The organism is Micromonospora sp. DT46, assembly GCF_049841735.1.
Lineage (GTDB): Bacteria > Actinomycetota > Actinomycetes > Mycobacteriales > Micromonosporaceae > Micromonospora > Micromonospora reichwaldensis.
Map to the genome: position 1 here is coordinate 880,558 of NZ_JBNCKW010000001.1, position 19,783 is coordinate 900,340.

Annotated in this window: 21 protein-coding genes; 8 read left to right on the forward strand and 13 right to left on the reverse strand. The window is 73.1% G+C overall.

The features are described from left to right. Positions 1-202: 202 nt before the first annotated feature. The 5 genes from ACLQ20_RS04125 to ACLQ20_RS04145 form a co-directional block, all read right to left on the reverse strand. The gene (locus ACLQ20_RS04125; protein WP_370518914.1) at positions 203-913 is read right to left on the reverse strand and encodes a hypothetical protein; all 711 of its coding nucleotides are present in this window, start codon (positions 911-913) and stop codon (positions 203-205) included. Further along, the gene (locus tag ACLQ20_RS04130; RefSeq protein WP_151453429.1) at positions 904-1,446 is read right to left on the reverse strand and encodes a hypothetical protein; all 543 of its coding nucleotides are present in this window, start codon (positions 1,444-1,446) and stop codon (positions 904-906) included. Before ACLQ20_RS04130 ends, ACLQ20_RS04125 begins: the two co-directional genes overlap by 10 nt. Before the next feature lie 114 nt (positions 1,447-1,560). Further along, positions 1,561-3,915: a sodium-translocating pyrophosphatase gene (locus tag ACLQ20_RS04135; protein ID WP_151453428.1), complete on the reverse strand. Its 2,355-nt coding sequence runs from the start codon at positions 3,913-3,915 to the stop codon at positions 1,561-1,563. Positions 3,916-4,260: 345 nt separating this feature from the next. Beyond that, the gene (locus ACLQ20_RS04140) at positions 4,261-4,695 is read right to left on the reverse strand and encodes an ATP-binding protein (RefSeq protein WP_151453427.1); all 435 of its coding nucleotides are present in this window, start codon (positions 4,693-4,695) and stop codon (positions 4,261-4,263) included. Further along, positions 4,695-5,051 (reverse strand): STAS domain-containing protein, encoded by a 357-nt coding sequence (locus ACLQ20_RS04145; protein WP_151453426.1) that lies wholly within the window; start codon positions 5,049-5,051, stop codon positions 4,695-4,697. The genes ACLQ20_RS04140 and ACLQ20_RS04145 overlap by 1 nt, the downstream gene beginning before the upstream one ends. Positions 5,052-5,240: 189 nt before the next feature. Between ACLQ20_RS04145 and ACLQ20_RS04150 the strand changes: the two genes are divergently transcribed. The 4 genes from ACLQ20_RS04150 (at position 5,241) to ACLQ20_RS04165 (ending at position 9,505) form a co-directional block, all read left to right on the forward strand. Continuing rightward, on the forward strand, positions 5,241-7,751 hold the full coding sequence (locus ACLQ20_RS04150; RefSeq protein ID WP_425854253.1) for a DEAD/DEAH box helicase: 2,511 nt from the start codon (positions 5,241-5,243) through the stop codon (positions 7,749-7,751). A gap of 90 nt (positions 7,752-7,841) precedes the next feature. After that, positions 7,842-8,048, forward strand: coding sequence for a hypothetical protein (locus tag ACLQ20_RS04155; protein ID WP_151453425.1), 207 nt, complete (start codon positions 7,842-7,844; stop codon positions 8,046-8,048). 236 nt (positions 8,049-8,284) lie between these two features. Beyond that, positions 8,285-8,863: a hypothetical protein gene (locus ACLQ20_RS04160; protein ID WP_151453424.1), complete on the forward strand. Its 579-nt coding sequence runs from the start codon at positions 8,285-8,287 to the stop codon at positions 8,861-8,863. 87 nt (positions 8,864-8,950) lie between these two features. Continuing rightward, positions 8,951-9,505, forward strand: a complete 555-nt coding sequence (locus ACLQ20_RS04165; RefSeq protein WP_425854214.1) for a hypothetical protein — start codon at positions 8,951-8,953, stop codon at positions 9,503-9,505. A gap of 37 nt (positions 9,506-9,542) precedes the next feature. Here the strand turns inward: ACLQ20_RS04165 and ACLQ20_RS04170 are convergent, their stop codons facing one another. The 8 genes from ACLQ20_RS04170 to ssd all read right to left on the reverse strand — a co-directional run bounded on the left by ACLQ20_RS04170 (position 9,543) and on the right by ssd (position 15,816). Continuing rightward, positions 9,543-9,998: a DivIVA domain-containing protein gene (locus tag ACLQ20_RS04170; protein WP_425854215.1), complete on the reverse strand. Its 456-nt coding sequence runs from the start codon at positions 9,996-9,998 to the stop codon at positions 9,543-9,545. Positions 9,999-10,322: 324 nt separating this feature from the next. Further along, a complete protein-coding gene (locus tag ACLQ20_RS04175; protein WP_151453421.1) occupies positions 10,323-10,721 on the reverse strand; it encodes an Rv3654c family TadE-like protein in 399 nt (132 codons plus the stop codon). Next, positions 10,718-11,116, reverse strand: a complete 399-nt coding sequence (locus ACLQ20_RS04180) for a TadE family type IV pilus minor pilin (RefSeq protein WP_151453420.1) — start codon at positions 11,114-11,116, stop codon at positions 10,718-10,720. The genes ACLQ20_RS04175 and ACLQ20_RS04180 overlap by 4 nt, the downstream gene beginning before the upstream one ends. Beyond that, the gene (locus ACLQ20_RS04185) at positions 11,113-11,241 is read right to left on the reverse strand and encodes a DUF4244 domain-containing protein (protein WP_208418639.1); all 129 of its coding nucleotides are present in this window, start codon (positions 11,239-11,241) and stop codon (positions 11,113-11,115) included. Before ACLQ20_RS04185 ends, ACLQ20_RS04180 begins: the two co-directional genes overlap by 4 nt. Before the next feature lie 63 nt (positions 11,242-11,304). Beyond that, positions 11,305-12,051, reverse strand: coding sequence for a type II secretion system F family protein (locus ACLQ20_RS04190; RefSeq protein ID WP_425854254.1), 747 nt, complete (start codon positions 12,049-12,051; stop codon positions 11,305-11,307). 56 nt (positions 12,052-12,107) lie between these two features. Beyond that, entirely contained in the window at positions 12,108-13,073 is a 966-nt protein-coding gene (locus ACLQ20_RS04195; RefSeq protein WP_425854256.1) for a hypothetical protein, read from the reverse strand. A gap of 431 nt (positions 13,074-13,504) precedes the next feature. Beyond that, positions 13,505-14,716 carry a TadA family conjugal transfer-associated ATPase gene (locus ACLQ20_RS04200; RefSeq protein ID WP_425854217.1) on the reverse strand — a complete coding sequence of 404 codons (1,212 nt, stop codon included), beginning with the start codon at positions 14,714-14,716 and terminating at the stop codon, positions 13,505-13,507. Then, a complete protein-coding gene (ssd, locus tag ACLQ20_RS04205; RefSeq protein WP_425854218.1) occupies positions 14,713-15,816 on the reverse strand; it encodes a septum site-determining protein Ssd in 1,104 nt (367 codons plus the stop codon). Before ssd ends, ACLQ20_RS04200 begins: the two co-directional genes overlap by 4 nt. Positions 15,817-16,308: 492 nt before the next feature. On the opposite strand from ssd, the gene ACLQ20_RS04210 reads away from it, so the two are divergent. From ACLQ20_RS04210 to ACLQ20_RS04225, 4 genes are all read left to right on the forward strand, one after another. After that, on the forward strand, positions 16,309-17,643 hold the full coding sequence (locus ACLQ20_RS04210; RefSeq protein WP_425854220.1) for an MFS transporter: 1,335 nt from the start codon (positions 16,309-16,311) through the stop codon (positions 17,641-17,643). Positions 17,644-17,733: 90 nt separating this feature from the next. Continuing rightward, positions 17,734-18,306 carry a hypothetical protein gene (locus ACLQ20_RS04215; protein ID WP_425854222.1) on the forward strand — a complete coding sequence of 191 codons (573 nt, stop codon included), beginning with the start codon at positions 17,734-17,736 and terminating at the stop codon, positions 18,304-18,306. Positions 18,307-18,648: 342 nt separating this feature from the next. Continuing rightward, positions 18,649-19,053, forward strand: a complete 405-nt coding sequence (locus ACLQ20_RS04220; protein WP_327030287.1) for a hypothetical protein — start codon at positions 18,649-18,651, stop codon at positions 19,051-19,053. Between the two features lie 68 nt (positions 19,054-19,121). After that, positions 19,122-19,322 (forward strand): hypothetical protein, encoded by a 201-nt coding sequence (locus ACLQ20_RS04225; protein WP_425854257.1) that lies wholly within the window; start codon positions 19,122-19,124, stop codon positions 19,320-19,322. Positions 19,323-19,783: the final 461 nt, after the last annotated feature.

Sequence of the window (19,783 nt, forward strand, 5' to 3'; positions counted from 1 at the left end):
CGGGGCGGCCTCTTTCTCCGCCGGCGGCGGGGCGTGCCGGACGGCGCCACCGTACACCGTGCGTGTGCCGCTGGGCGGGACACTGTGACGATGGCGGGCCCTCGGTCGAGGCGCCACCCGGCTGTTTTCCGCGAAATTGCGCACTTGTTGTCCCTCATCGGACAGGCCCGACCGGCGCGACGAGGCGGGCGCCGACGGGCGGTCAGGAGCGGGCCGGCCAGTCGGTCGCGGGGGCGGCGGGCGGCGGGTCGCCCACCAGCTCGGCCAGGCGGGCGAGCCGCCGCCGGCCGGTGATCCGGTACGCCGGCCCGCCCTCGCCGGGCCCGAGCAGCGCCCCGGACAGGCCGACCGCGTCGAGGGCCCCGGCGACCGGCCCCCAGCACTCCTCGTCGGCGGCGCCGAGCCGGAGCAGGAAGCCGGACGGCTCGGCGGCTCCCGCCGCGGCGAGCCAGAGCCGCAGCCGCCGCCCGTTGAGGTGGAAGCCGGCGGGCGGTCGCTTGCCCGTACCGCGCAGCCAGGCCGCCGCGAGCGGCTTCAGCGTGCGGGCGTACGAGGTGCGCACCGCGTGCCGCCCGTCGGTGGTCGCCTCCCAGGTGGCCGCCACCCCGCGCAGCGCCAGCTCGGCGACGAGGACGTGCACCCGCCAGGCCGCGTCGACCACGATCGAGAGCCGGGCGGTGCCGCCCATCCGGACCGCCTCGCCCGGGCCGGCCAGCAGCCCGGCGAGATCGGCGATGGACGGGTCCGCCGCCTCCGCGCCGAAGAAGGTCAGCTGCCGGGCGGACTCGTCGGCGTCGGCCGGCGGGGGCGGTACGGGTCGGCGGGCGACCGGCGCGACCCGGTCCGTGGGGGCCGGGAAGAGCACCGGCAGCGCTTCGCCGCCCGACGGGTCACCGGTCCCGCTCAGCGACACTCCGGCACCTCGTCGAAGGCGCGTTTCAACTCCTCGGAGTTGAGCTGGCTGGTGTCGAGCGCGCTGGCGTCGTACTCCTTGTTCAGGGTCTCCACGGCGGCCCGGACGCCGTCGTAGAAGACGGTGGGCTGGCCGGTGCCCAGCCCGTCGATGGTGTCGCGGGCCCTGCCGTACGCGTCGCGCACCTTCGCCAGCGAGGCCTGGAAGCCCGCCGAGACCTCCTCGCCGCGCTCGGCGTCCGGTACGCCGGCCTCCTCGACCTTGCGTCGGGCGGTCTCGCTGGCCTGCTCCGCGCCGCCGAAGAGCCGCACCAGGTTCTCCTTCGCCTGCGCCGGGGTGGTCTGGGCGGTCATCTGCTGGTCGGTGCTGCTGGTCAGCTTGCTGATCTCGGCCCGCCACGGGGTGAGCGCGGTGCAGACCGACGCCGCCCACGCCCGGGAGTTGGTGCCGCCGCCGCATCCGGCCAGCACGAGAACGAGCGTGGCCAGGACCACCGTGAGCTTTCCGGCGGCTGCCGCCCGGCACGTGCGCATGCGTTGCAGCGTACGGCCTCTGTCGAGTCCGGGCACCGGACAGGTTTGCCGGGTGGCACGGGCGGTCCCCAGCCGGCCGCGCGGGCCGACCGGGGACCTCCGATGTCGGACGGATCAGGCGTTGACCGTCTCCGGCCGCTGGTCCGGACTGCCCGCACCCGTGCCGGAGTCGGCGTCGGACATGGCCACGCCCTTGCGCTTGCTGAACACCACCGCCGCGGCGATGATCAGCGTCGCCACCACGGCGATCCCCACCCGCAGGGCGGTGTTCCGCTCGTCGCCCACGCTCCAGGCCACCACGGCCGGCGCGATCAGCAGTGAGACCAGGTTCATCACCTTGATCAGCGGGTTGATCGCCGGGCCAGCGGTGTCCTTGAACGGGTCGCCGACGGTGTCGCCGATGACCGTGGCGGCGTGCGACTCGGAGCCCTTGCCGCCGTACGCGCCGTCCTCGACGAGCTTCTTGGCGTTGTCCCAGGCGCCGCCGGAGTTGGACAGGAAGACCGCCATCAGCGTGCCGGCGCCGATCGCACCGGCCAGGTACGCCGCCAGCGCGCCGGGCCCGAGGCCGAAGCCCACCGCGATCGGCGCGAGGATGGCGAGCAGACCGGGGGTCATCAGCTCGCGCTGCGCGTCCCGGGTGCAGATGTCGACGACCTTGCCGTACTCGGGGCGCTGGGTGCCGTCCATGATGCCGGGCAGCTCACGGAACTGCCGGCGTACCTCCATCACGACCGCGCCCGCCGAGCGGGAGACCGCGTTGATGGCCAGGCCGGAGAAGAGGAACACCACCGCGGCGCCGATGATCAGGCCGACCAGGTTGCGCGGGTTCGCCACGTTCAGCGAGTTGAGGATCTCGGTGCCGACGTCGCCCACTCCGGCGTCCGAGTACGCGGTGCGCAGCGTGTCGGTGTACGAGCCGAACAGCGCCGTCGCGGCGAGCACCGCCGTGGCGATCGCGATGCCCTTGGTGATCGCCTTGGTGGTGTTGCCGACCGCGTCCAGCTCGGTGAGCGTCCGGGCGCCGTGCTCGTCGATGTCGCCGGACATCTCCGCCACGCCCTGGGCGTTGTCGGAGATCGGGCCGAAGGTGTCCATCGCGACGATCACGCCGACCGTGGTGAGCAGGCCGGTGCCGGCCATCGCCACGGCGAACAGCGAGAGCGTGATGGAGCTGCCGCCGAGCAGGAACGCGCCGAACACGCCGGCGCCGATCAGCAGCGCCGAGTAGACCGCCGACTCCAGGCCGATGCTGATGCCGGCGAGGATGACGGTGGCGGCGCCCGTCTGCGAGCTCTTGCCGATGTCCTGCACCGGGCGCCGGTTGGTCTCGGTGAAGTAGCCGGTCAGCGCCTGGATCGCCGCCGCCAGCACGATGCCGATGACGACCGCGCCGATGGCGACCGTCCGCGGGTTCTCGCTGACGTCGGTCAGCCCGCCCTCCAGCTCGGCGAAGGTGGCCGGCAGGTACGCGTACGTGGCGATCGCCACCAGCACCGCGGAGAGCACCGCCGAGATGTAGAAGGCCCGGTTGATCGCGGTCAGGCCGTTGCGGTCCGAGGCGCGCAGCCGGGTGATGAAGACGCCGACGATCGCGACGAGCACACCGATGGTGGAGACGATCAGCGGGAAGACCAGGCCCTCCTCGCCGAAGGCGGCGCGGCCGAGGATCAGCGCGGCGACCAGGGTGACCGCGTACGACTCGAAGAGGTCGGCGGCCATGCCGGCGCAGTCACCCACGTTGTCGCCCACGTTGTCGGCGATGGTGGCGGCGTTGCGCGGGTCGTCCTCGGGGATGCCCTGCTCGACCTTGCCGACCAGGTCGGCGCCGACGTCGGCGGCCTTGGTGAAGATGCCGCCGCCGACCCGCATGAACATGGCGAGCAGCGCGGCGCCGAAGCCGAAGCCCTCCAGCACGGTCGGCGCGTCGCTGCGGTAGAACAGCACGACCAGCGCGGCGCCGAAGAGGCCGAGGCCGACGGTGAGGAAGCCGACCACGCCACCGGTGCGGAAGGCGATCTTCATCGCGGCCTCCCGGCCGCCTTCGCGCTCCCGGGCGGCGGCGGCGACCCGCAGGTTGGCCCGGGTGGCCAGCCACATGCCGGCGCCGCCGATGAACGCGCTGAACAGCGCGCCCACGACGAAGAAGACGGATCGGCCGATCTTCACCGCCACTTCGCTGCCGTCGGTGCCGTGCACCGGCAGCAGGAAGAGCAGCACCACGGCGATGACCACGAAGATCGCCAGGGTCCGGAACTGCCGGAGCAGGTAGGCCGAGGCGCCCTCCTGGACCGCGCCGGAGATCTCCTGCATTTTGTTGGTGCCCTTGCCGGCGGCCAGTACGGCCTTCGTCAGCGCGCCGGCGAAGGCGAGCGCCACCAGCGCGATGACCGCGGCGATGACGACGTACGTGACGTTGTTTCCGGTGAGGGAGATCCCGCCGCCATCGGCGGCCAAGGTGTCGGACATCTGTGTCCTCCTGTACCGAACGCTCGCGCCGGCCGGTGGAGACGCACCGACCCGGCGCCTGGATGCGGAGTCGCAAGCGCGCGCCACTCCACCCCGGTCGGACCAGCGATGAACAACCGTTCCCGCTGGCCGCGGGATGGATCACTTGCTGACAACTCGCGTACTCTAGCCCTCCACAGTGTTGGAGGTCACACCGAGGGGGCACCGCGCCGCGATGATCTTCGTCGCTGTGTTATGAGGAAAAATCTGATATAGGAGCCCATCCATGCCAAAGAGGCCGCGCCCCGGCGGGACACGGCCTCTCACGGCGTACGACGCCCTCAGCGAGGGCGGTGGAAGATCAGCTCACCGGCCGACGGGCCAGACCATCCGCACCTCGGTGCCGACGCCCTCGTCGACCGGGCGCACCTGGAGATCCTCGACGAAACCGGCCAGCAGCGCGAAGCCCACGCCGGTGGTGAGGTCGTCCTCGTCGAGCGACTCGTTGGCGAGCTGGTCGGCGTTGAGCGCCGCCAGGCCGAGACCGGCCTCGATCGGCGCGCGGTCGACTACGCGCACCGCGTACGCGCCCGTGTCGGACATCTCGACGAGCACGGGCTCGGACACGCCGTACTGGCGGTGCAGGGCGACCGCGCGGGTGCACGCCTCGCCGATGGCCAGCCGTACCTCGTCCAGCAGCTCCTCGCGGACCCCGGCCCGCCGGGCGACCGCCACGCCGACCAGGCGCGCGGTGCGCACGTGCACCGGGGCCGGCGAGAAGGAGAGCTTGACCGTGGCCATCAGACGCCGGTGCCGGCCGGGTCGGTGCCGACCGCCGCGTCGACCGTGGGATGCAGCGGGAAGACCTGGTCGAGCGCGGTGATCCGGAAGATCTTGAGCAGCGGCTCCTTGTCGCAGACCAGGGCGAACGAGCCGCCGGCCGCGCGCAGCCGCTTGAGCGCGCCGACCAGCACGCCCAGCCCGGTGGAGTCGAGGAAGTCCACCCGACCCAGGTCGACCACGACGTGACGGGCCCCACCGTCGATCAGCTCGAGGAGCCGCTCCCGTAGCCGGGGCGCGGTGTAGACGTCCACCTCACCGCCGACTTCGAGCACCGTGTGCTCGCCCACGGTGCGGGTCGCCAGCGACAGCTCCATCGGTCCTCCCTCGCAAGAGCCGTAAACTCTCCTGGGCATCTAACCATCCCCGCCGGAGACCGGCTCTGCTCACCGGCGGAGCCTCCCCTTACCCCGGCCCCCCGCTTTCCATCTCCGAACACCAGTGCGAGAGTGCAGGACGTGACCACCGACGGCCCCAGCTCGGCGCATCCAGCGCCGCGCCACGACCTGAAGCCGTCGTCCGACCGCTCCGGCCCGACGCACCCGGCGCCGGCCGACCTGCTGGGTCGGCTGCGCGCCCGCGCCGGCGCCGACCCGGTCACCCACGTCGAGCGGGTGCCGGCACGGGCCGGCGAGCCCGCCCCGTGGCCGGACTGGGCACCGGAGGAACTGCGCGCGGCGTTCGCCCGACGCGGCGTGGTCGCGCCCTGGCGGCACCAGGCGGAGGCGGCCACCCTGGCGTACGACGGCCGGCACGTCGTGGTGGCCACGGGCACCGCGTCCGGCAAGTCCCTGGCCTACCAGCTTCCCGCCCTGGCCACCCTGCTCGCCGACCCCCGGGCCACCGTGCTCTACCTGGCGCCGACGAAGGCGCTCGCCGCCGACCAGTTGCGCGCCGTCGCCGCGCTCGAACTGGAGGGGGTACGCCCCGCCTGCTACGACGGCGACACCCCGCGCGCCGAACGGGAGTGGATCCGCAAGCACTCCCGGTTCGTGCTGACCAACCCCGACATGCTGCACCACGGCATCCTGCCCGGGCACGCCCAGTGGTCCGGTTTCCTGCGCCGGCTCACGTACGTGGTCATCGACGAGTGCCACACCTACCGGGGGGTCTTCGGCTCGCACGTCGCGCACGTGCTGCGCCGGCTGCGGCGGCAGTGCGCCCGGTTCCGCAGCACACCCGTCTTCGTACTGGCCTCGGCCACGTCCGGCGACCCGGCGACGGCGGCGGGCCGGCTCACCGGGGTGCCCGTGACCGCCGTCACCGAGGACACCTCGCCCCGCGGCGGGGTGACGTTCGCGCTCTGGGAGCCGCCGCTGCTGCCACGGGACTCCGCCGCCGACCAGCAGGCGGACCTCACCCAGGTCCGCCGGTCGGCGCTGCGGGAGACGGCCGACCTGCTCGCCGACACGGTCGCCGAGGGGGTACGCACGCTGGCCTTCGTACGCTCCCGGCGCGGCGCCGAGGTGGTGGCGGCGAACGCCCGCCGGTCCCTCGACGAGGCGGTGCCCGGGCTCGGCGACCGGGTGGCCGCCTACCGGGCCGGCTACCTGCGCGAGGAGCGACGCGAACTGGAGCGGGCGCTGCTGCACGGCGACCTGCTCGGGCTGGCCTCGACCAACGCGCTGGAGCTGGGCGTCGACCTGGTCGGCCTCGACGCGGTGCTGATCTGCGGCTACCCGGGCACCCGCGCCTCCCTGTGGCAGCAGGCCGGCCGGGCGGGGCGCTCCGGGCAGGAGGCGCTCGCCGTGCTGGTCGCCCGGGACGACCCGCTCGACACCTATCTCGTGCACCATCCCGAGGCGGTGTTCGGGCGGCCGGTGGAGGCGACCGTGCTCGACCCGGCCAACCCGTACGTGCTGGCACCGCAGCTCGCCTGCGCCGCGGCCGAGGCGCCACTGACCCCCGACGACCTGGCACTCTTCGGCGACGGGGCGAAGGAGGCGGTGGACCAACTGGTGGCGGCGGGGGCGCTGCGGCAGCGGCCGACCGGCTGGTACTGGCGGCACCGGGAGCGGCCGGAGGTGGACCTGCGCGGCGAGGGCGGCGCACCGGTCTGCGTGGTGGAGGCGGCGACCGGGCGACTGCTCGGCACCGTCGACGGCGGCTCGTCGCACTTCCTGCTCCACCCCGGCGCGGTCTACCTGCACCAGGGCGTCTCGTACGTGGTCGACTCGCTCGACCTGGCCGACGGGTGCGCGCTGGTGCACCCCGAGGAGCCGGACTGGTCCACCCACGCCCGCGACGTCACCTCGCTGTCGGTGGTGTCGGTCCGCTCGTACGTGGACGCCGGCCCCGTCGGGCTCTTCCTCGGCGAGGTCGACGTGACCAGCCAGGTGGTGTCGTACCAGCGGCGACGGATCGCCACCGGCGAGGTCATCGACACCCGCCCGCTGGACCTGCCGGCCCGGGAACTGCGTACCGTCGCGGTCTGGTTCACCCTGTCGCCGCAGTCCCTGGCGGCCGCCGACGTGGAGCCCGCCGACGTGCCGGGCGCGCTGCACGCCGCCGAGCACGCCGCGATCGGCCTGCTGCCGCTCACCGCGACCTGCGACCGCTGGGACATCGGCGGACTGTCGACGGCGGCGCACCCGGACACCGAGGCCCCGACGGTCTTCGTCTACGACGGGCACCCGGGTGGGGCGGGCTTCGCCGAGCGCGCGTACGGGACGGCGGCAGCCTGGCTGCGGGCCACCCGCGACGCGATCGCGGAGTGCGGCTGCGAGGCGGGCTGCCCGTCCTGCGTGCAGTCCCCGAAGTGCGGCAACGGCAACAACCCGCTCTCCAAGCCGGACGCCGTCAAGGTGCTGGACGTGGTGCTCACCAATCTGCCCGACGCGGTGCCGGCACCCCGCCAGTCCGACGGCCCCTCCCACTTTCCCATTCCGGGGGAACGCGCCGCTGCGGACGATGCCGCCACCGGCGGCCCCGAGGGCTCGGGCGGCTTCCGCTCCCCGGTGGTGGCGGAACCGCCTGCCGGGGACGCCCCCGTCCCGGGTCGCGGGAAGCAGGCATAGAACCTCTTCCCCCCGGGCATCAAGGGTGTGGGAGCGCTTCCATGCAAGCTCGCGGATCCCCAGCTGCCCTTCCCGCCCGAAGGAGGAGTCGTGGCCGACACCATCGCCGAGACCGTCGACCTGCTCTACACGATCGACCAGGAGAAACTCACCCTCGACCAGCAGATCGCCCTGGGCTCCGCGCTCGCCGGGCTGGCGCAGGCCGAGCGCCTGGAGCAGATCAACGAGCGGCTGCGCAGCATCCACCAGGTCCTCAACGCGTGGGCGCTGAAGGCGACCGTCGACGGCGGGCGCTGAGACCGGTGCACGCGGGCCGACCGTTGCGGCTGCCGGTGCGTGGCTGGCCGGGTTGCGGTGCCGGTGCGTGACTGACCGGGTGCCGGTGCCTGACTGACCGGGTTGCGGTGCCGGTGCGTGACTGACCGGGTTGCGAGTGGCGGAGCCGGGCGGGCTGCGGGTGGGGCCGCGTGACCTGTGGGCGGCAGCGCGGTTGAAGCTGTGCGACACTCCGGCGACCCCTCGAAGGAGAACCCATGCAGCCCGACAACTTGCAGGCCCAGCAGCAGTTCCACATCCGGCAGCGAATCCGGATGATGGTCAACCAGTACGAGGTGCACTCCGTCGCACCGGACGGCTCGGAAGGTGGGCTGCTGGCGTTCGCCCAGCAGAAGCGGCTCGCCTTCAAGGAGCAGGTGACGATCTACACCGACGACTCGAAGCAGCAGCCCCTGCTCGGCTTCAAGGCCCGCCAGCGTCTCGACCTCGGCGCCACGTACGACGTGACCGACCACGCCGGCAGCCCGATCGGCCTGTTCCGCAAGGACTTCGCCCAGTCCCTGCTGCGGTCCACCTGGCACGTCGAGCAGCCCGGCCTGCCGCAGGTCACCGGCCAGGAACGCAGCATGCCGGTGGCCCTGCTCCGCCGGTTCGTCGACTCGCTGTCCTGGCTGCCCTACCACTTCGACTTCGTCGCTGGCGGTCAGCCGGTCTTCTCCGTCATCAAGAAGTGGGGCCTGCGCGACCGGTACATCGTCCAGATCCACCAGCCGCAGGTCGACCGCCGCCTCGTGATCGCGATGGCCATCGCCCTCGACGCACTCCAGGGACGCTGATCCGTCCGGGCCGAGGTGTCGACTTCCGGCACCCGGCCCGGGCACGGCCCGAGCCCGGCATAGCGAGAGGTTATTAGGCTTGCTCGCATGTCAGATCCGATGCCCGACACTCGTTCGGCTCGTCAGTTGGTGCGAGCCTCCGACGACGTGATCGACGGCATCACGCAACAGGTGCAGTCACCGCCAGGCCTGCCGAACCCGAACCGGAACCCGATCACGACAGCGGTATGGGCCTTCCTTTTCACCTGGCCGCCGACCCTCGTCGTGTTTGTGGCCGCGACAGTCGCCGTGCCTTCGCAGACCAACGACGCTGGCGTCGGTACGGCAGCGATCTGGGCGCTGGACATCGCCCTGCTGATCGCGATCGCGGCGTCGGTCAGCACGATCTGGCAGCGCGACCCCAAGCCCGGCCCGGACGGCACGGCACAGCCAATTCAGCGGGTTCTGCTGCGCGTGGCGGCCCAGGCGCTGCTCACCGGCGCCTGCGCCTGGCTGGTGCTGGCGCTGCACGGGCTCGCCACCGGCCAGATCGTCTCGTTGGTGGTCGCGCTCATTGTCGTGCTGAACCTGCTGCCCGTGATCGCCGCCCGGCTGCTGCGCCGGGGTCGCGGGCGCAGCGGGACGCCGCCCACCCGGGCCTGAAACACTCGCCGCCGCGCTACCCGCCCTCGCCGCCGCGCTACCCGCCCTCGGCGCCAGCGATCCGGGCCGCCTCTTCGCGCGCCCGGTTCACGATCGTCTCCGCCTCCCGCCGCGCGGTGTCGACGAGTTCCTCGGACTCACGCCGCGCCGCGTTGCGGTGGTCTTCCCCCTGTTTCTCTGCGAGCCTGAGAATCTGTTCCACCCGGTTGCCGAGACCACTGAGCGTGGGCCGCGTCTGATCCTGCCACCGTTGCTCCGCGGCAGCCGCTCTCTCCGCGGCCGTCATGGAAGTGGTCAACCAGGCGTCCCCGTCAGGGTCGACCAGGTTGTCCCCCGTTGGAGCGGGTCCCGCTGTGCCGACCAGGGACAGGCCGACACCGAGCACGGCGACCGCGACGCCGGGCCAGGCGGCGTCCGCGCCGAGGGACGAGCCGACGGCGACGCCGGCACCCAGCCCGAAAAGGATCCCAGCGGTCCTGACCGGCTTTCTCATGGAGCCTCCTCCAGCGGTGCGGTCGGAGCTGAGCTTCCTGTTCCCAGCATGGCGAGCGACGTCCACCCCGAACGACACCCCTCCGCACGAGCCAGCGAGTGAGGTAGGGGCCATCCCGAGGCAGGTGAGAGCCAATTTCCGTGCCGTCTGTGCGACCGTCCCTCCGGTTGGCGGGTTGATCACCAACCCCGCTGGTCGTACGAAGATCGCCCGTCGTGCCGTTGCCGCCCCCTTGGCATCCACGATCAACGAAGCTCGGCTGCCGGGACGGTAAGCCTCCGCTCTGCCCAGCCCGGCGGCCTGGGCCTGATACGCAGCAGGGGTTCAGCCGCGCACCGGGCCGGCACGGGCACTGGCCGTCGCCACCCGCGCCACCCTCGACAGTGGTTTGACGGCAACCTCCACGGTCACCAGGACATCGAGACCGTCGAGCCGACAGGCGAGCAGCCGGCCACCGTTGGCGGCGGCGATGTCGGCCGCCCGCCCGCAGGCGCCCGCCTCGCCCCACAGCCCGCGGCCCGCACCGGCCAGCGCGGCGAAATCCGCCGCCACCCGGGCCTGTTGCCGGGCGACCCGGGCCGCGCCGACGGCGGCACCGAGCGACCCGACCAGGACGAACACCAGCCCCACCGCGAGCAGACAGACGGTCGCCCCACCACGCTCCCCCGCGCTGCCGCCCGAGCCTCGGGCCGACCGGTCTCCGAAGCACCGGCGCCCGCTCACCGTCCACCCGCCGGGGCACCCGGGGCAGGTATGGCAGCTCCCGCGACCCCGGGTTCGAGGGCCGCGACCGCCGTGGCGGTCACGGCGATCCGGGGCAGTCGGGAGCCGAGCGCGCGTACGGGCGCCCGGACGGTGGCGACGACCCGCTGACCGTCGACGATGACGGTCACCTCCGCTCCCGGCGGCGCCGCCCCGCTGGCAGCGGCCGCCCCGTCGGCGCCCCGGGAGGCAGCCAGTGCCGCCTCCCGGGCCGCGTGCAGGCAACCCGCCCTCGTACCGACGGCGTTGACCGCCGACAGCCCGGCGAGCAGGAGCAGCAGGAGCGCCGGCAGGCCGGCCGCCAGTTCGGCGGTGAAGGAACCCCGGTCACGGCCGGCCGGCCGGCGCCCGGTCACTTGAGCGCCCGGTCGATGACGGCGGTCAACGCGGACTGCACGTTGCCGGAGGTCAGCACCTTCAGCAGGATCCCGGCGAAGGCGACCGCGGCGAGGGTGCCGACGGCGTACTCGGCGGTGTTCATTCCGGCGTCCCCGCGCAGGCGGGCGAGCAGTTTGCGCACGTTCCTGTCCTTTCTCGACGATGGTCAGAGCACGTCACCGAGGACGGCGACGATCACCGGCACCAGGCCGGCGAGAATGAAGGCCGGCAGGAAGCAGAGCCCCAACGGCAGGACGATGAGCACGCCGGCGCGGCGGGCGGCCGCCTCCGCGGCCGTGGAGCGGTCGGCGCGGAGGTCGTCGGCGAGCCGGGTCAGCGCGCCGGCCAGCGCGGCTCCGCTGTTCGCGCTGCGAAGCACGGCGGCGGTCAGCCGCTCGGCCCCCGGCACCGCCGCGAGCGGAGCCCACGCCTCCTCGGGGCCACCGCCGAGTCGCAGCAACCGGCCGACCCGGGCGAGCCGGTCGGCGAGCGGCCCGTCGAGCGCCCCGGCCACGGCCAATATCGACCTGTCCACGGGCGCTCCCGCCCGCATGGCCGCCGCCAGCAGGTCGGCGGCGAGCGGAAGATCGGCCGCCTCGCGCAGCCGCCGGTTCCGCACGGCCGGGGGCTCGATCCGACGAAGCAGCCGGTCGAGCAGCAGCGTCGTCGGCACGGCCGCCACCACCCCGGGCCAGCCGCCGACGATGACGGCCACGGCCACGCCGGCCAGACCGGCGGCGACGCGGATGGCGTCCGGCCGCCGCCGAGGCGGGACGTCACCGGTCGGGACGTCACCGGTCGGGTCGTCGTCGGGACCGACCGGTCGGCGGAGCGAGGCGGCCGGGTGCACGCCGACCGGCGCCCGACGCAGCGCGCGCAGCCGGCGCAGGGGCCGCCGCCCCGCCGCGAGCATCGCGGCGAGCAGGACCGCCGCCGACACGAAGCCCACTGCCAGCGCCATCCGGGGCATCAGCGCACCCGTCCCGGCGACGCGCCGAGCCGCTCGGCCCAGAACAGTCCCGCGACCTGGAGCGCGATGGCGACGACCGCGCACGCACCTCCGACGGGGGTGTGCAGCAGCACCGCCACCGGATCGACGCCGATGCCGTAGCCGAGCCCGATACCGCCGAGCGGCAGGGCGGCGAGCAGCAGAGCGGTGGCCCGCGCCCCGGCCGCCTGGGCCTCCGCCGCAGCCAGTCCACGGTCGGTCGAGCGGGCGTCCGCCTCGATCCGCTCCAGCAACTCCGCCAGCGGCGCGCCCGTCTGGTCGGCGAGGCGTACGGCTGCGCAGGCCAGTCGATCCAGGCGTCGTGCCCCGCCCCGCTCGTCGCGGGCCGCCGCGTCGCCGCCCGGGGATCCGCGATCGGTTCCCGCCGGGCCAGGGGTGAGCCGCTCGGCGGCGACCGGTACCGGCAGGCCGGCCCGGAGGTCCGCGGCCAGCCCGCAGAGCTGATCCAGCCGGCGCCGCCGGGCCCGGACGGCGTTCCGGCCGTCCTTGCGTCGGAGCAGCGCGCGAGCGGCCAGCGTGCCGTAGGCGCCGACGGCCACCGCCGCGACCGGACCGGCCAGCAGCAGCCCGGCTCCGGTGCCGGCCGACGCGGCGAGCAACAGGGTGCGCCTGGGGGACGCCGCCAGCGCGTCCGGCCGGAGCCACCCCGGTCGCCGGCCCTCGCCGGGCGGATCGGTCATCGCACCGGGACCGCGCGGCGGGGTAGCCGCCGGGGCGGGTGTTCCGCCGGGTCGCCGGGCGTCCCGCCGACCGGGTGGCCGGAGCCGTCCGGGGTCTCCGCCACCGCGCGGCGTGTCCCGGTGGTCGAGGTGGCGCACGGGTCGGGTCGGGCCCGCGGGTCGCGTCAGCCGAGGACCGCCATCCCCTCCTCGCCCCGGGCCACGGTCGTCTCCGGCCGGCCAGGGCCAGGGCGACCGGTCGGCCACGTCCCGCGACGCCCACCGACTACCGCCGAACGCGTCGGCGCTCGGGTGGTCGTCAAGGCGCAGGTCAAGGTCGGTGGCCGAGGCCTCCGGCTCGCGCCCACTTCCGGGAGCGCCGCTGGCCGGGACGTCCGGGCCTGCCGGCGACTGCCGGAGGCGAACCCGGGACTCGTCGCACGGGTCGCGGCGACCGACGGCCGGCGGGCGAGGAACACCCTCGCCGGTGCGCGCCGCCGTACCGTCCACCTCCCGACCGGGTGTCTGGCGCAGCTCGGTGACCCAGGCGACGAGCGGGTCCTCCCCGCCTGCACGCGCGCTCCCGCCGACGCCGGCGGCCAGCACGCCCCGCCGCATCCGGCCACCACGCACCGCCCCCGCCACCAGCACCGCCGTCACCAGGACCGAGAGCAGCGCCACCAGCGCGTACGGGGCGGTCACCTCGGGCCCGCCGATCCGGGCCACGGCTCGGTCAGGACCGGCGGAACCGGTACGGCCCGCTCCCGCAGCAGGTCGGCGAGCGCCCGGGCGGCGCGGTCCGGCCCTCGCCCGCGTACCCAGGCGGGAACTGCCGTGACCAGCCGGTCCGGGCCCTCCGGCAGGAGCAGGCAGACCGATTCCAGTACGCGCCCCTCGGTGTTCCGGCGCACCTGGAGCAGTACCTGGAGTGCGGCGGCCACCTGGGCGTGGAGCGCGGGACGGGGCAGCCCGCCGAGCATCCCGAGCGCCTCCAGCCGCGCCGGCACGTCCGACGGAGCGTTGGCGTGCAGGGTGCCGGCTCCGCCGTCGTGGCCGGTGTTCAGGGCAGCGAGCAGGTCGACCACCTCCCCGCCCCGGCACTCGCCGACCACCAGTCGGTCGGGCCGCATCCGCAGGGCCTGCCGCACGAGGTCGGTCAGCCCGACCGCGCCGGAGCCCTCCACGTTGGCCGTCCTCGCCTGCAACCCGACGACGTGCGGGTGCCGGGGATGCAGCTCGGCCGCGTCCTCCACCAGCACGATCCGTTCGGTGGCGGGGACCAGTCCGAGCAGCGTGTTGAGCAGCGTCGTCTTGCCGGAGCCGGTGCCACCGGTCACCAGGTACGCCAGCCGGGCCGCCACCACGGCGGAGAGCACCGGCGCCACCGGTCGGGGAACCGTCCCCCGGCTCACCAGCTCGTCGAGGGTGAAGGGTCGCTGCCGGAAGGTCCGCAGGGACAGGTAGGGCCCGTCGGTCGCCACCGGCGGCAGCACGGCGTGCAGCCGGGTGCCGTCGGGAAGCCGGGCGTCCGCGTACGGGGAACCGTCGTCGAGCCGCCGACCGGCGCTGGCGGCGAGCCGCTGCGCGAGCCGGCGTACGTCGTCCACCGTGCCGATCGGCACCGCGACCTGATGCAGGCCCCGCCCCCGGTCGACCCAGACCCGGACGCCGTTGACCAGCACGTCGGTGACCTCCGGATCGGCCAGCAACGGGGCGAGCGGACCGGCTCCCACCAGATCGTCGTGCACCTGGTCGGCCATCCGCAGCACGGCGGTGTCGCCGAGGACGGCGGCGGTGGGCTCCGCCCGTACGGCGGAAACGATCGCGGCGGCGGTGACCGGCGTCGCCGCGGCGGCCATGCGCTGTCGCACCCGGGCGGCGAGGCTGTCGCCCTCGGACGGCCCGGTCATGCCGCACCCGCCGCCGGTGCGCCGGTCAGTTCGGCGACGATCCGCTGGCAGAGCGCCGCCAGCGGGCCTCGGCCGTGCGCGGCCGGCGCCTCGCCCCGCTCCAACCCGCGAGCCAGCGCCGGTTCCGGGCGCAGCGTGCCGGCCAGCGGCAGCCCGAGCGCCCGGGCCACCTCCGCCGCTCCCAGGCGGCCCGGTGCCGGACCGCGCACGATCACCGACATCGCGGTGCAGTGCGGGGCGGCGGCGGCCACCACCCGGGCCGCCGCGGCGGTGGCCCGCAGCTCGGCCGGGACCACCACGTAGACCTGGTCCGCCGCCTGCAGCGCGGTCACGGCCGCGTCGTCCAACTGCCGGGGCAGATCGACCACCACGAGGTCCCGGCCCCGCCGGGCGGCGTCGACGGTCGCCGCCATCGCCTGGGCGGGGAGGGCGAGCAGGTCGCCCCGGTCCCAGGAGAGCACCACCAGGTCGCCCCGGCTCGGCAGGGCCCGTACCAGCGCCGGCGCGTCCACCCGGCCGTCGGCGCCGGTCAGCGCGGGCCAGCGCAGCCCTTCCAACTGCTCCCAGCCGAGCACCAGATCGAGCCCGCCGCCGAGCGGGTCGGCGTCGACGAGCAGGGTGCGCAGCCGGGCCCGGGCGCCGGTGACGGCGAGCCCGCCCGCCAGGATGCTCGCCCCGGCGCCGCCCCGCCCGCCCAGGACCGCGACGATCCGGGCGCCGCCCCGCTCGACGCCCTCCGGCCCGCACTCGGCGAACCGGTCGACCAGCCAGGGCTCGGCGGCGGGCAGCGTCGCCACGTGCTCCGCGCCGATCAGCTCGGCGACCTGCCAGCCGGGATCGAGCTCCCCGGCCCGCCCGACCAGCACCATCCGGGGCCGCTGCGGCAACCGCGCCCGCAGGCAGGGCTGGGCCTGGTCGGCGCCGACCAGCACGAGCGGGGCCGGCAGCCAGCGGGTGCGGGCCGCGGCGGGGTCGGCGGCGAGTTCCACCTCGACTCCGCCCGCCGCGGCGAGCCGCAGCAGGTCGTCGAGCAGGTCGCCGTCCGAGGTGACGAGCAGCGGCCGGGGCCGGTGCGGCGGGACGGAGGTACGGGGTGGCATCGCGGCCTCCAGCGGTCGGGCTCGGGGTTGCTGACCCGAGACCCTGCTCCGACGCCACCCCGAACGCCGCCCCGTCCCCACAGCCTGTGGACAACCGCGCGCCCTGTGGACAACGCCCGCCGGACGAGTCGATCTGCTATGGCCCGGGTGGACCACCTTTCGCTTCGGCCATGCGGGTACGGGCAACCCGGATCGCCTGGTCGACACCGTCACCGCCGGGGCGCTTCGCCTGTCCCGGGGAAGAGTTGGCCAGCCTCGAATAGCGCCACACCGGGCAGGCGAGGGTCTCGTTTCTGTGCGGTATACGGCGGCCGAGCCAGGTCAACGGAGGCTGCTGGTCTTCACTCGGGCCGCTACGGGTGCTGCCGCCCATCGAGCGCCTGGGGCGGCACTCACACGCCCTCTTGCCGACGCCAATAAACCTAGCACGCGCTGATAGTCCTCGGAATCGGGCGAAAAAGCGATAACGACTTCCGGGGCATTCTCGCTAGGTTGACCGAGCCAACAAAAGAGAAGGATCCCAATTCCGTGCATGTTCTGCAGAATCAGCGGACCAGTAGACTTTCCAAGCGAGACGCGGTCGACGATGACGGGCGAGAACGGTCGAGGCTGATCCGACGCGGACTGATTCCTGAAACCCGTCCTCAGCAGATTCTCGCGTTGGCGACGTTCGTCAACATGCTTGGCAGCGGCGTCTTCATGGTCAGCGCCGCGCTCTACTTCACTCGGGTCGTCGGGCTCCCATTGACCCAGGTCGGCCTGGGAATGGGCCTCGCGGCTGGCATTGGCCTTTTCGCTGGCGTGCCAGTGGGGCATCTGGCTGACCGGCGAGGGCCGCGAGGGGTCTACCTGTCGATGCTCGTCGTTCAGGGTGTGGCGATGGCGGCGCTGGTACTGGTTCAGTCGTTCTGGCTGGTCCTGGTGGCGCTGTGCATCGGGGAACTTGCCCGTTCAGCGGGCGGAGCGGCGCGCGGTCCGTTGGTTCGCGGGATCGGCGGTGCGCACCTCACCAGCTACCGCGCATACCTACGCTCGGTCGCCAATCTCGCGGGGAGCTGCGCCGCCGTGGCTGCCGGCTTCGCCGTGCAACTTGACACGCGTCCGGCCTACCTGACCCTGGTGCTGGCCAATGCGCTCAGCTTCGTGGCCAGTGCCGCCATCATCGCCACGCTGCCGCCGCTACCGCCCGTGCCCGCACTGCCGACGGCCAACCGCTGGGAGGTGTTGAAGGACCGAGGATACGTCGCCATAACCGTGCTCGACGGCATCCTGTCCATTCACCACCAGGTCCTGCTCTTCGCCCTGCCACTCTGGATCATCGGGTACACCACCGCACCTCGGTGGCTGGTTGGCGCAGCAGCGCTGACAAATACCGCCCTGGTGGTACTGCTCCAGGTCAAGGCCAGCCGAGGGGTCGATGACAGCGCCGCCGCCGGGAAAGCCATACGCCGTTCCGGAGTGGCGTTCTTCATCGGCATGGCCCTGATCGCCGCAGCGGCAGGACTTCCCTCGTGGCTTGCGCTCACCGGCATCGTCGCTGGCATCTTCGTCCATACGATCGGTGAACTCTGGCACACGGCGGGCTCGCTGGAACTGCGATTCAACCTCGCCCCCGCCCATGCCCAGGGGCAGTACATGGGGCTGTTCGGGTTCGGAGCCGGCCTGGCGAACATGGTGGCTCCCACCGTACTGGCGCTATTCTGCATCACCTGGGGAGTGCCTGGCTGGCTTGTGCTCGGCGGGGTATTCATCCTGGCGGGCCTCGTAATGCCGTACGTGGTGCGGTGGGCGGAGCGGACCCGGCCGAACGTGGAACAACCCGCCTAGGCCGAGAGTTGCCTGACAGGACGGGCGTGACACTCCGCCTGTTCGTGTAATGCGAAGGACGACCGTGGGAAGGCCTGGCAGTGTGAGCTGGTGCCGGATATCGACCCCAGTGAGGCGGAGTACCTCCGCGAGATAGAGCTCCTTGCCAACGACGTCGTCAATCGGGCACTGGACGAGGGCTGGCTCAGCTTTGATCCCGATCCTGACGATGCGACGCCCTTGCAGCGCGCCGTCAACGCGCTGGGACGCCAACTCCAGGACCACCACTTCGAGCATGACGGCTGCGTCGATCCGGACGCCCCGCTCGTCGGCCTGGCCGGGGCCCTCCTGGTCCGTCCCACGACCATCATGAGCGAGCAGGAGTACATCGACGTCTGCGAACGGCTGGGCGTTGAGGCCCGGCCGCAGGGGTGGGCGTTGTGGCACACCTGGGATCAGAAGGGCCAACGAATCACCATGGTCACCACCAGGATCAGCACCACTGAAGGAATGCTGCTGGTCTGGTCGAAGGGCCGCCACCTGGTCCCGGTCAAACCGCCACGGGCCGCGGTGGCCGCCACCGTCAGGGGCTGGATCGGACCAGCGGTCCGATCTCCCGGATACGTTGCCGAGACGGGAGTAAAGGAAGCGGCCGGCGCTGCCACGCGGTACGGCGTTCGCTGACGATCCGCTGGCTTCCGGATGACGCGCTGCCTGCGTAGGTCAACCAACCGGTCCTGCCACTATGAGCTGGTGGACCCTGCGAGCCTCGGCCCGTACACATGCGACGACCTCCTGGCCGCCGCCGTGTTGCGGACCATGCGGAGCCACGGCGTTCCCACAGTGGGCTGCGGTGTCGTGCTGCCCGATCATGACCGCTGCGGACCGTCTGAGATACCGGCTACTGACACGTGTCCGGCACGGCTGCGCAGCGGTGCGACAGCGATTGCCCGAACCACGACGGTGGCGAAGTGCCCTCGCAATCGGTGCCCGGACTCCGTCGTATGGCTCTGTCACGCTCTCGTCATGCCTGAGCGACCGACAGCCCGGTGGCTGCGCTATGTCGAGGAGCAGACCGCCCAACTCCAAGCGGGAACTTTGCAGGAGCCAGAGGAGGCCTGGGCCTTGTCCGACTTCCCAAGGCCGCTAATTACGGCGACAGATGCAGCGTTGTCCGACTTCGAGCGGCGACTGGTGCAGATCGATCCAGAGTCTGATGCCGTCGTCCTCGCTGTGGTGCAGCAAGTCGTCCTCGCTCTCAACGCGGTCAACGAGGATCCGGCGAGCCCCACCTATGACACCGATGGGCGTGAGGATCTCTGCGGGTACATCGACGAGGCACTCACGAGCGCTGGCGTCGACGTACCAGCACTGGCCGCCAGACACGGCCTACAGCCATGGGGGATTACTGATCGGTGGCGTGACTGGTAGCCAACGCGCTGCGGCGGCGGCACTCGTACATCACGTGGCTGGTGACGGACGGGGTGCCGGTCAACGTTGTGCGGCGGGTGGTGGGGCACGAGAAGGCGTCAACGACGCTCAATCGTTATACGCACACCCCGGACGACTACGTCGACCGGGTCCGGCTGACGTTCGCTGACTTTCCGCCCGGCGCCCCGGCCGACCGACGTCGGAGAAGTGCTTCCACCTGGTCGGGAGCGCTTCCGGGAAAGGGACGGCCCCCGTCGGGGGGAAAGTGACCTGACGTAGCGGTGAGTGTGATCAAGTGCCGTACCGCGTGGTCAGACGCACCGGTCGTGCCGTCGAGCATGATCGAGAGTGACTGCGCGGTGCGGCGTTCGCTGACGATCCGCTGACTCTCGAAGGACGCGCTGCGGGCGCCCGAAGACGGCCGGAGGCCGCCCGCAGGGCAGTCCGCAGGCGCGGTTGCCAGGGCCGCCGAACCCTTCTGATCTGTAGCCTCGGCGAGGCCGTCCGGGACGGTTCGGACCCAGCTTCCGTCGCTGGCCCTACGCCTGCCAGTGCCCGCGCCCGTTCCTCACGGTCCGGTGCCGATGCTGGCACTCGTTGCTGTCATCATCGGGTTGTGGATGTTCACGTCCTCGATGTGGTCAAGGCTGCGCCTGTCAACGCCGGCCGAACTTTGACCCCTCTGTTCCGGCCGAATGTTGACCCCCTCGCTGGTTGTTGATGTTCAGTC

What these genes read in the sequence shown, in the direction of transcription:
- ACLQ20_RS04130 (WP_151453429.1), bottom strand. Translation starts at nt 1,446, where the DNA reads ATGCGCACGTGCCGGGCGGCAGCCGCCGGAAAGCTCACGGTGGTCCTG.
- ACLQ20_RS04135 (WP_151453428.1), bottom strand. Translation starts at nt 3,915, where the DNA reads ATGTCCGACACCTTGGCCGCCGATGGCGGCGGGATCTCCCTCACCGGA.
- ACLQ20_RS04140 (WP_151453427.1), bottom strand. Translation starts at nt 4,695, where the DNA reads ATGGCCACGGTCAAGCTCTCCTTCTCGCCGGCCCCGGTGCACGTGCGC.
- ACLQ20_RS04145 (WP_151453426.1), bottom strand. Translation starts at nt 5,051, where the DNA reads ATGGAGCTGTCGCTGGCGACCCGCACCGTGGGCGAGCACACGGTGCTC.
- ACLQ20_RS04160 (WP_151453424.1), top strand. Translation starts at nt 8,285, where the DNA reads ATGCAGCCCGACAACTTGCAGGCCCAGCAGCAGTTCCACATCCGGCAG.
- ACLQ20_RS04165 (WP_425854214.1), top strand. Translation starts at nt 8,951, where the DNA reads ATGTCAGATCCGATGCCCGACACTCGTTCGGCTCGTCAGTTGGTGCGA.
- ACLQ20_RS04170 (WP_425854215.1), bottom strand. Translation starts at nt 9,998, where the DNA reads ATGAGAAAGCCGGTCAGGACCGCTGGGATCCTTTTCGGGCTGGGTGCC.
- ACLQ20_RS04185 (WP_208418639.1), bottom strand. Translation starts at nt 11,241, where the DNA reads ATGAACACCGCCGAGTACGCCGTCGGCACCCTCGCCGCGGTCGCCTTC.
- ACLQ20_RS04190 (WP_425854254.1), bottom strand. Translation starts at nt 12,051, where the DNA reads ATGCTCGCGGCGGGGCGGCGGCCCCTGCGCCGGCTGCGCGCGCTGCGT.
- ACLQ20_RS04200 (WP_425854217.1), bottom strand. Translation starts at nt 14,716, where the DNA reads ATGACCGGGCCGTCCGAGGGCGACAGCCTCGCCGCCCGGGTGCGACAG.
- ssd (WP_425854218.1), bottom strand. Translation starts at nt 15,816, where the DNA reads ATGCCACCCCGTACCTCCGTCCCGCCGCACCGGCCCCGGCCGCTGCTC.
- ACLQ20_RS04220 (WP_327030287.1), top strand. Translation starts at nt 18,649, where the DNA reads ATGCCTGAGCGACCGACAGCCCGGTGGCTGCGCTATGTCGAGGAGCAG.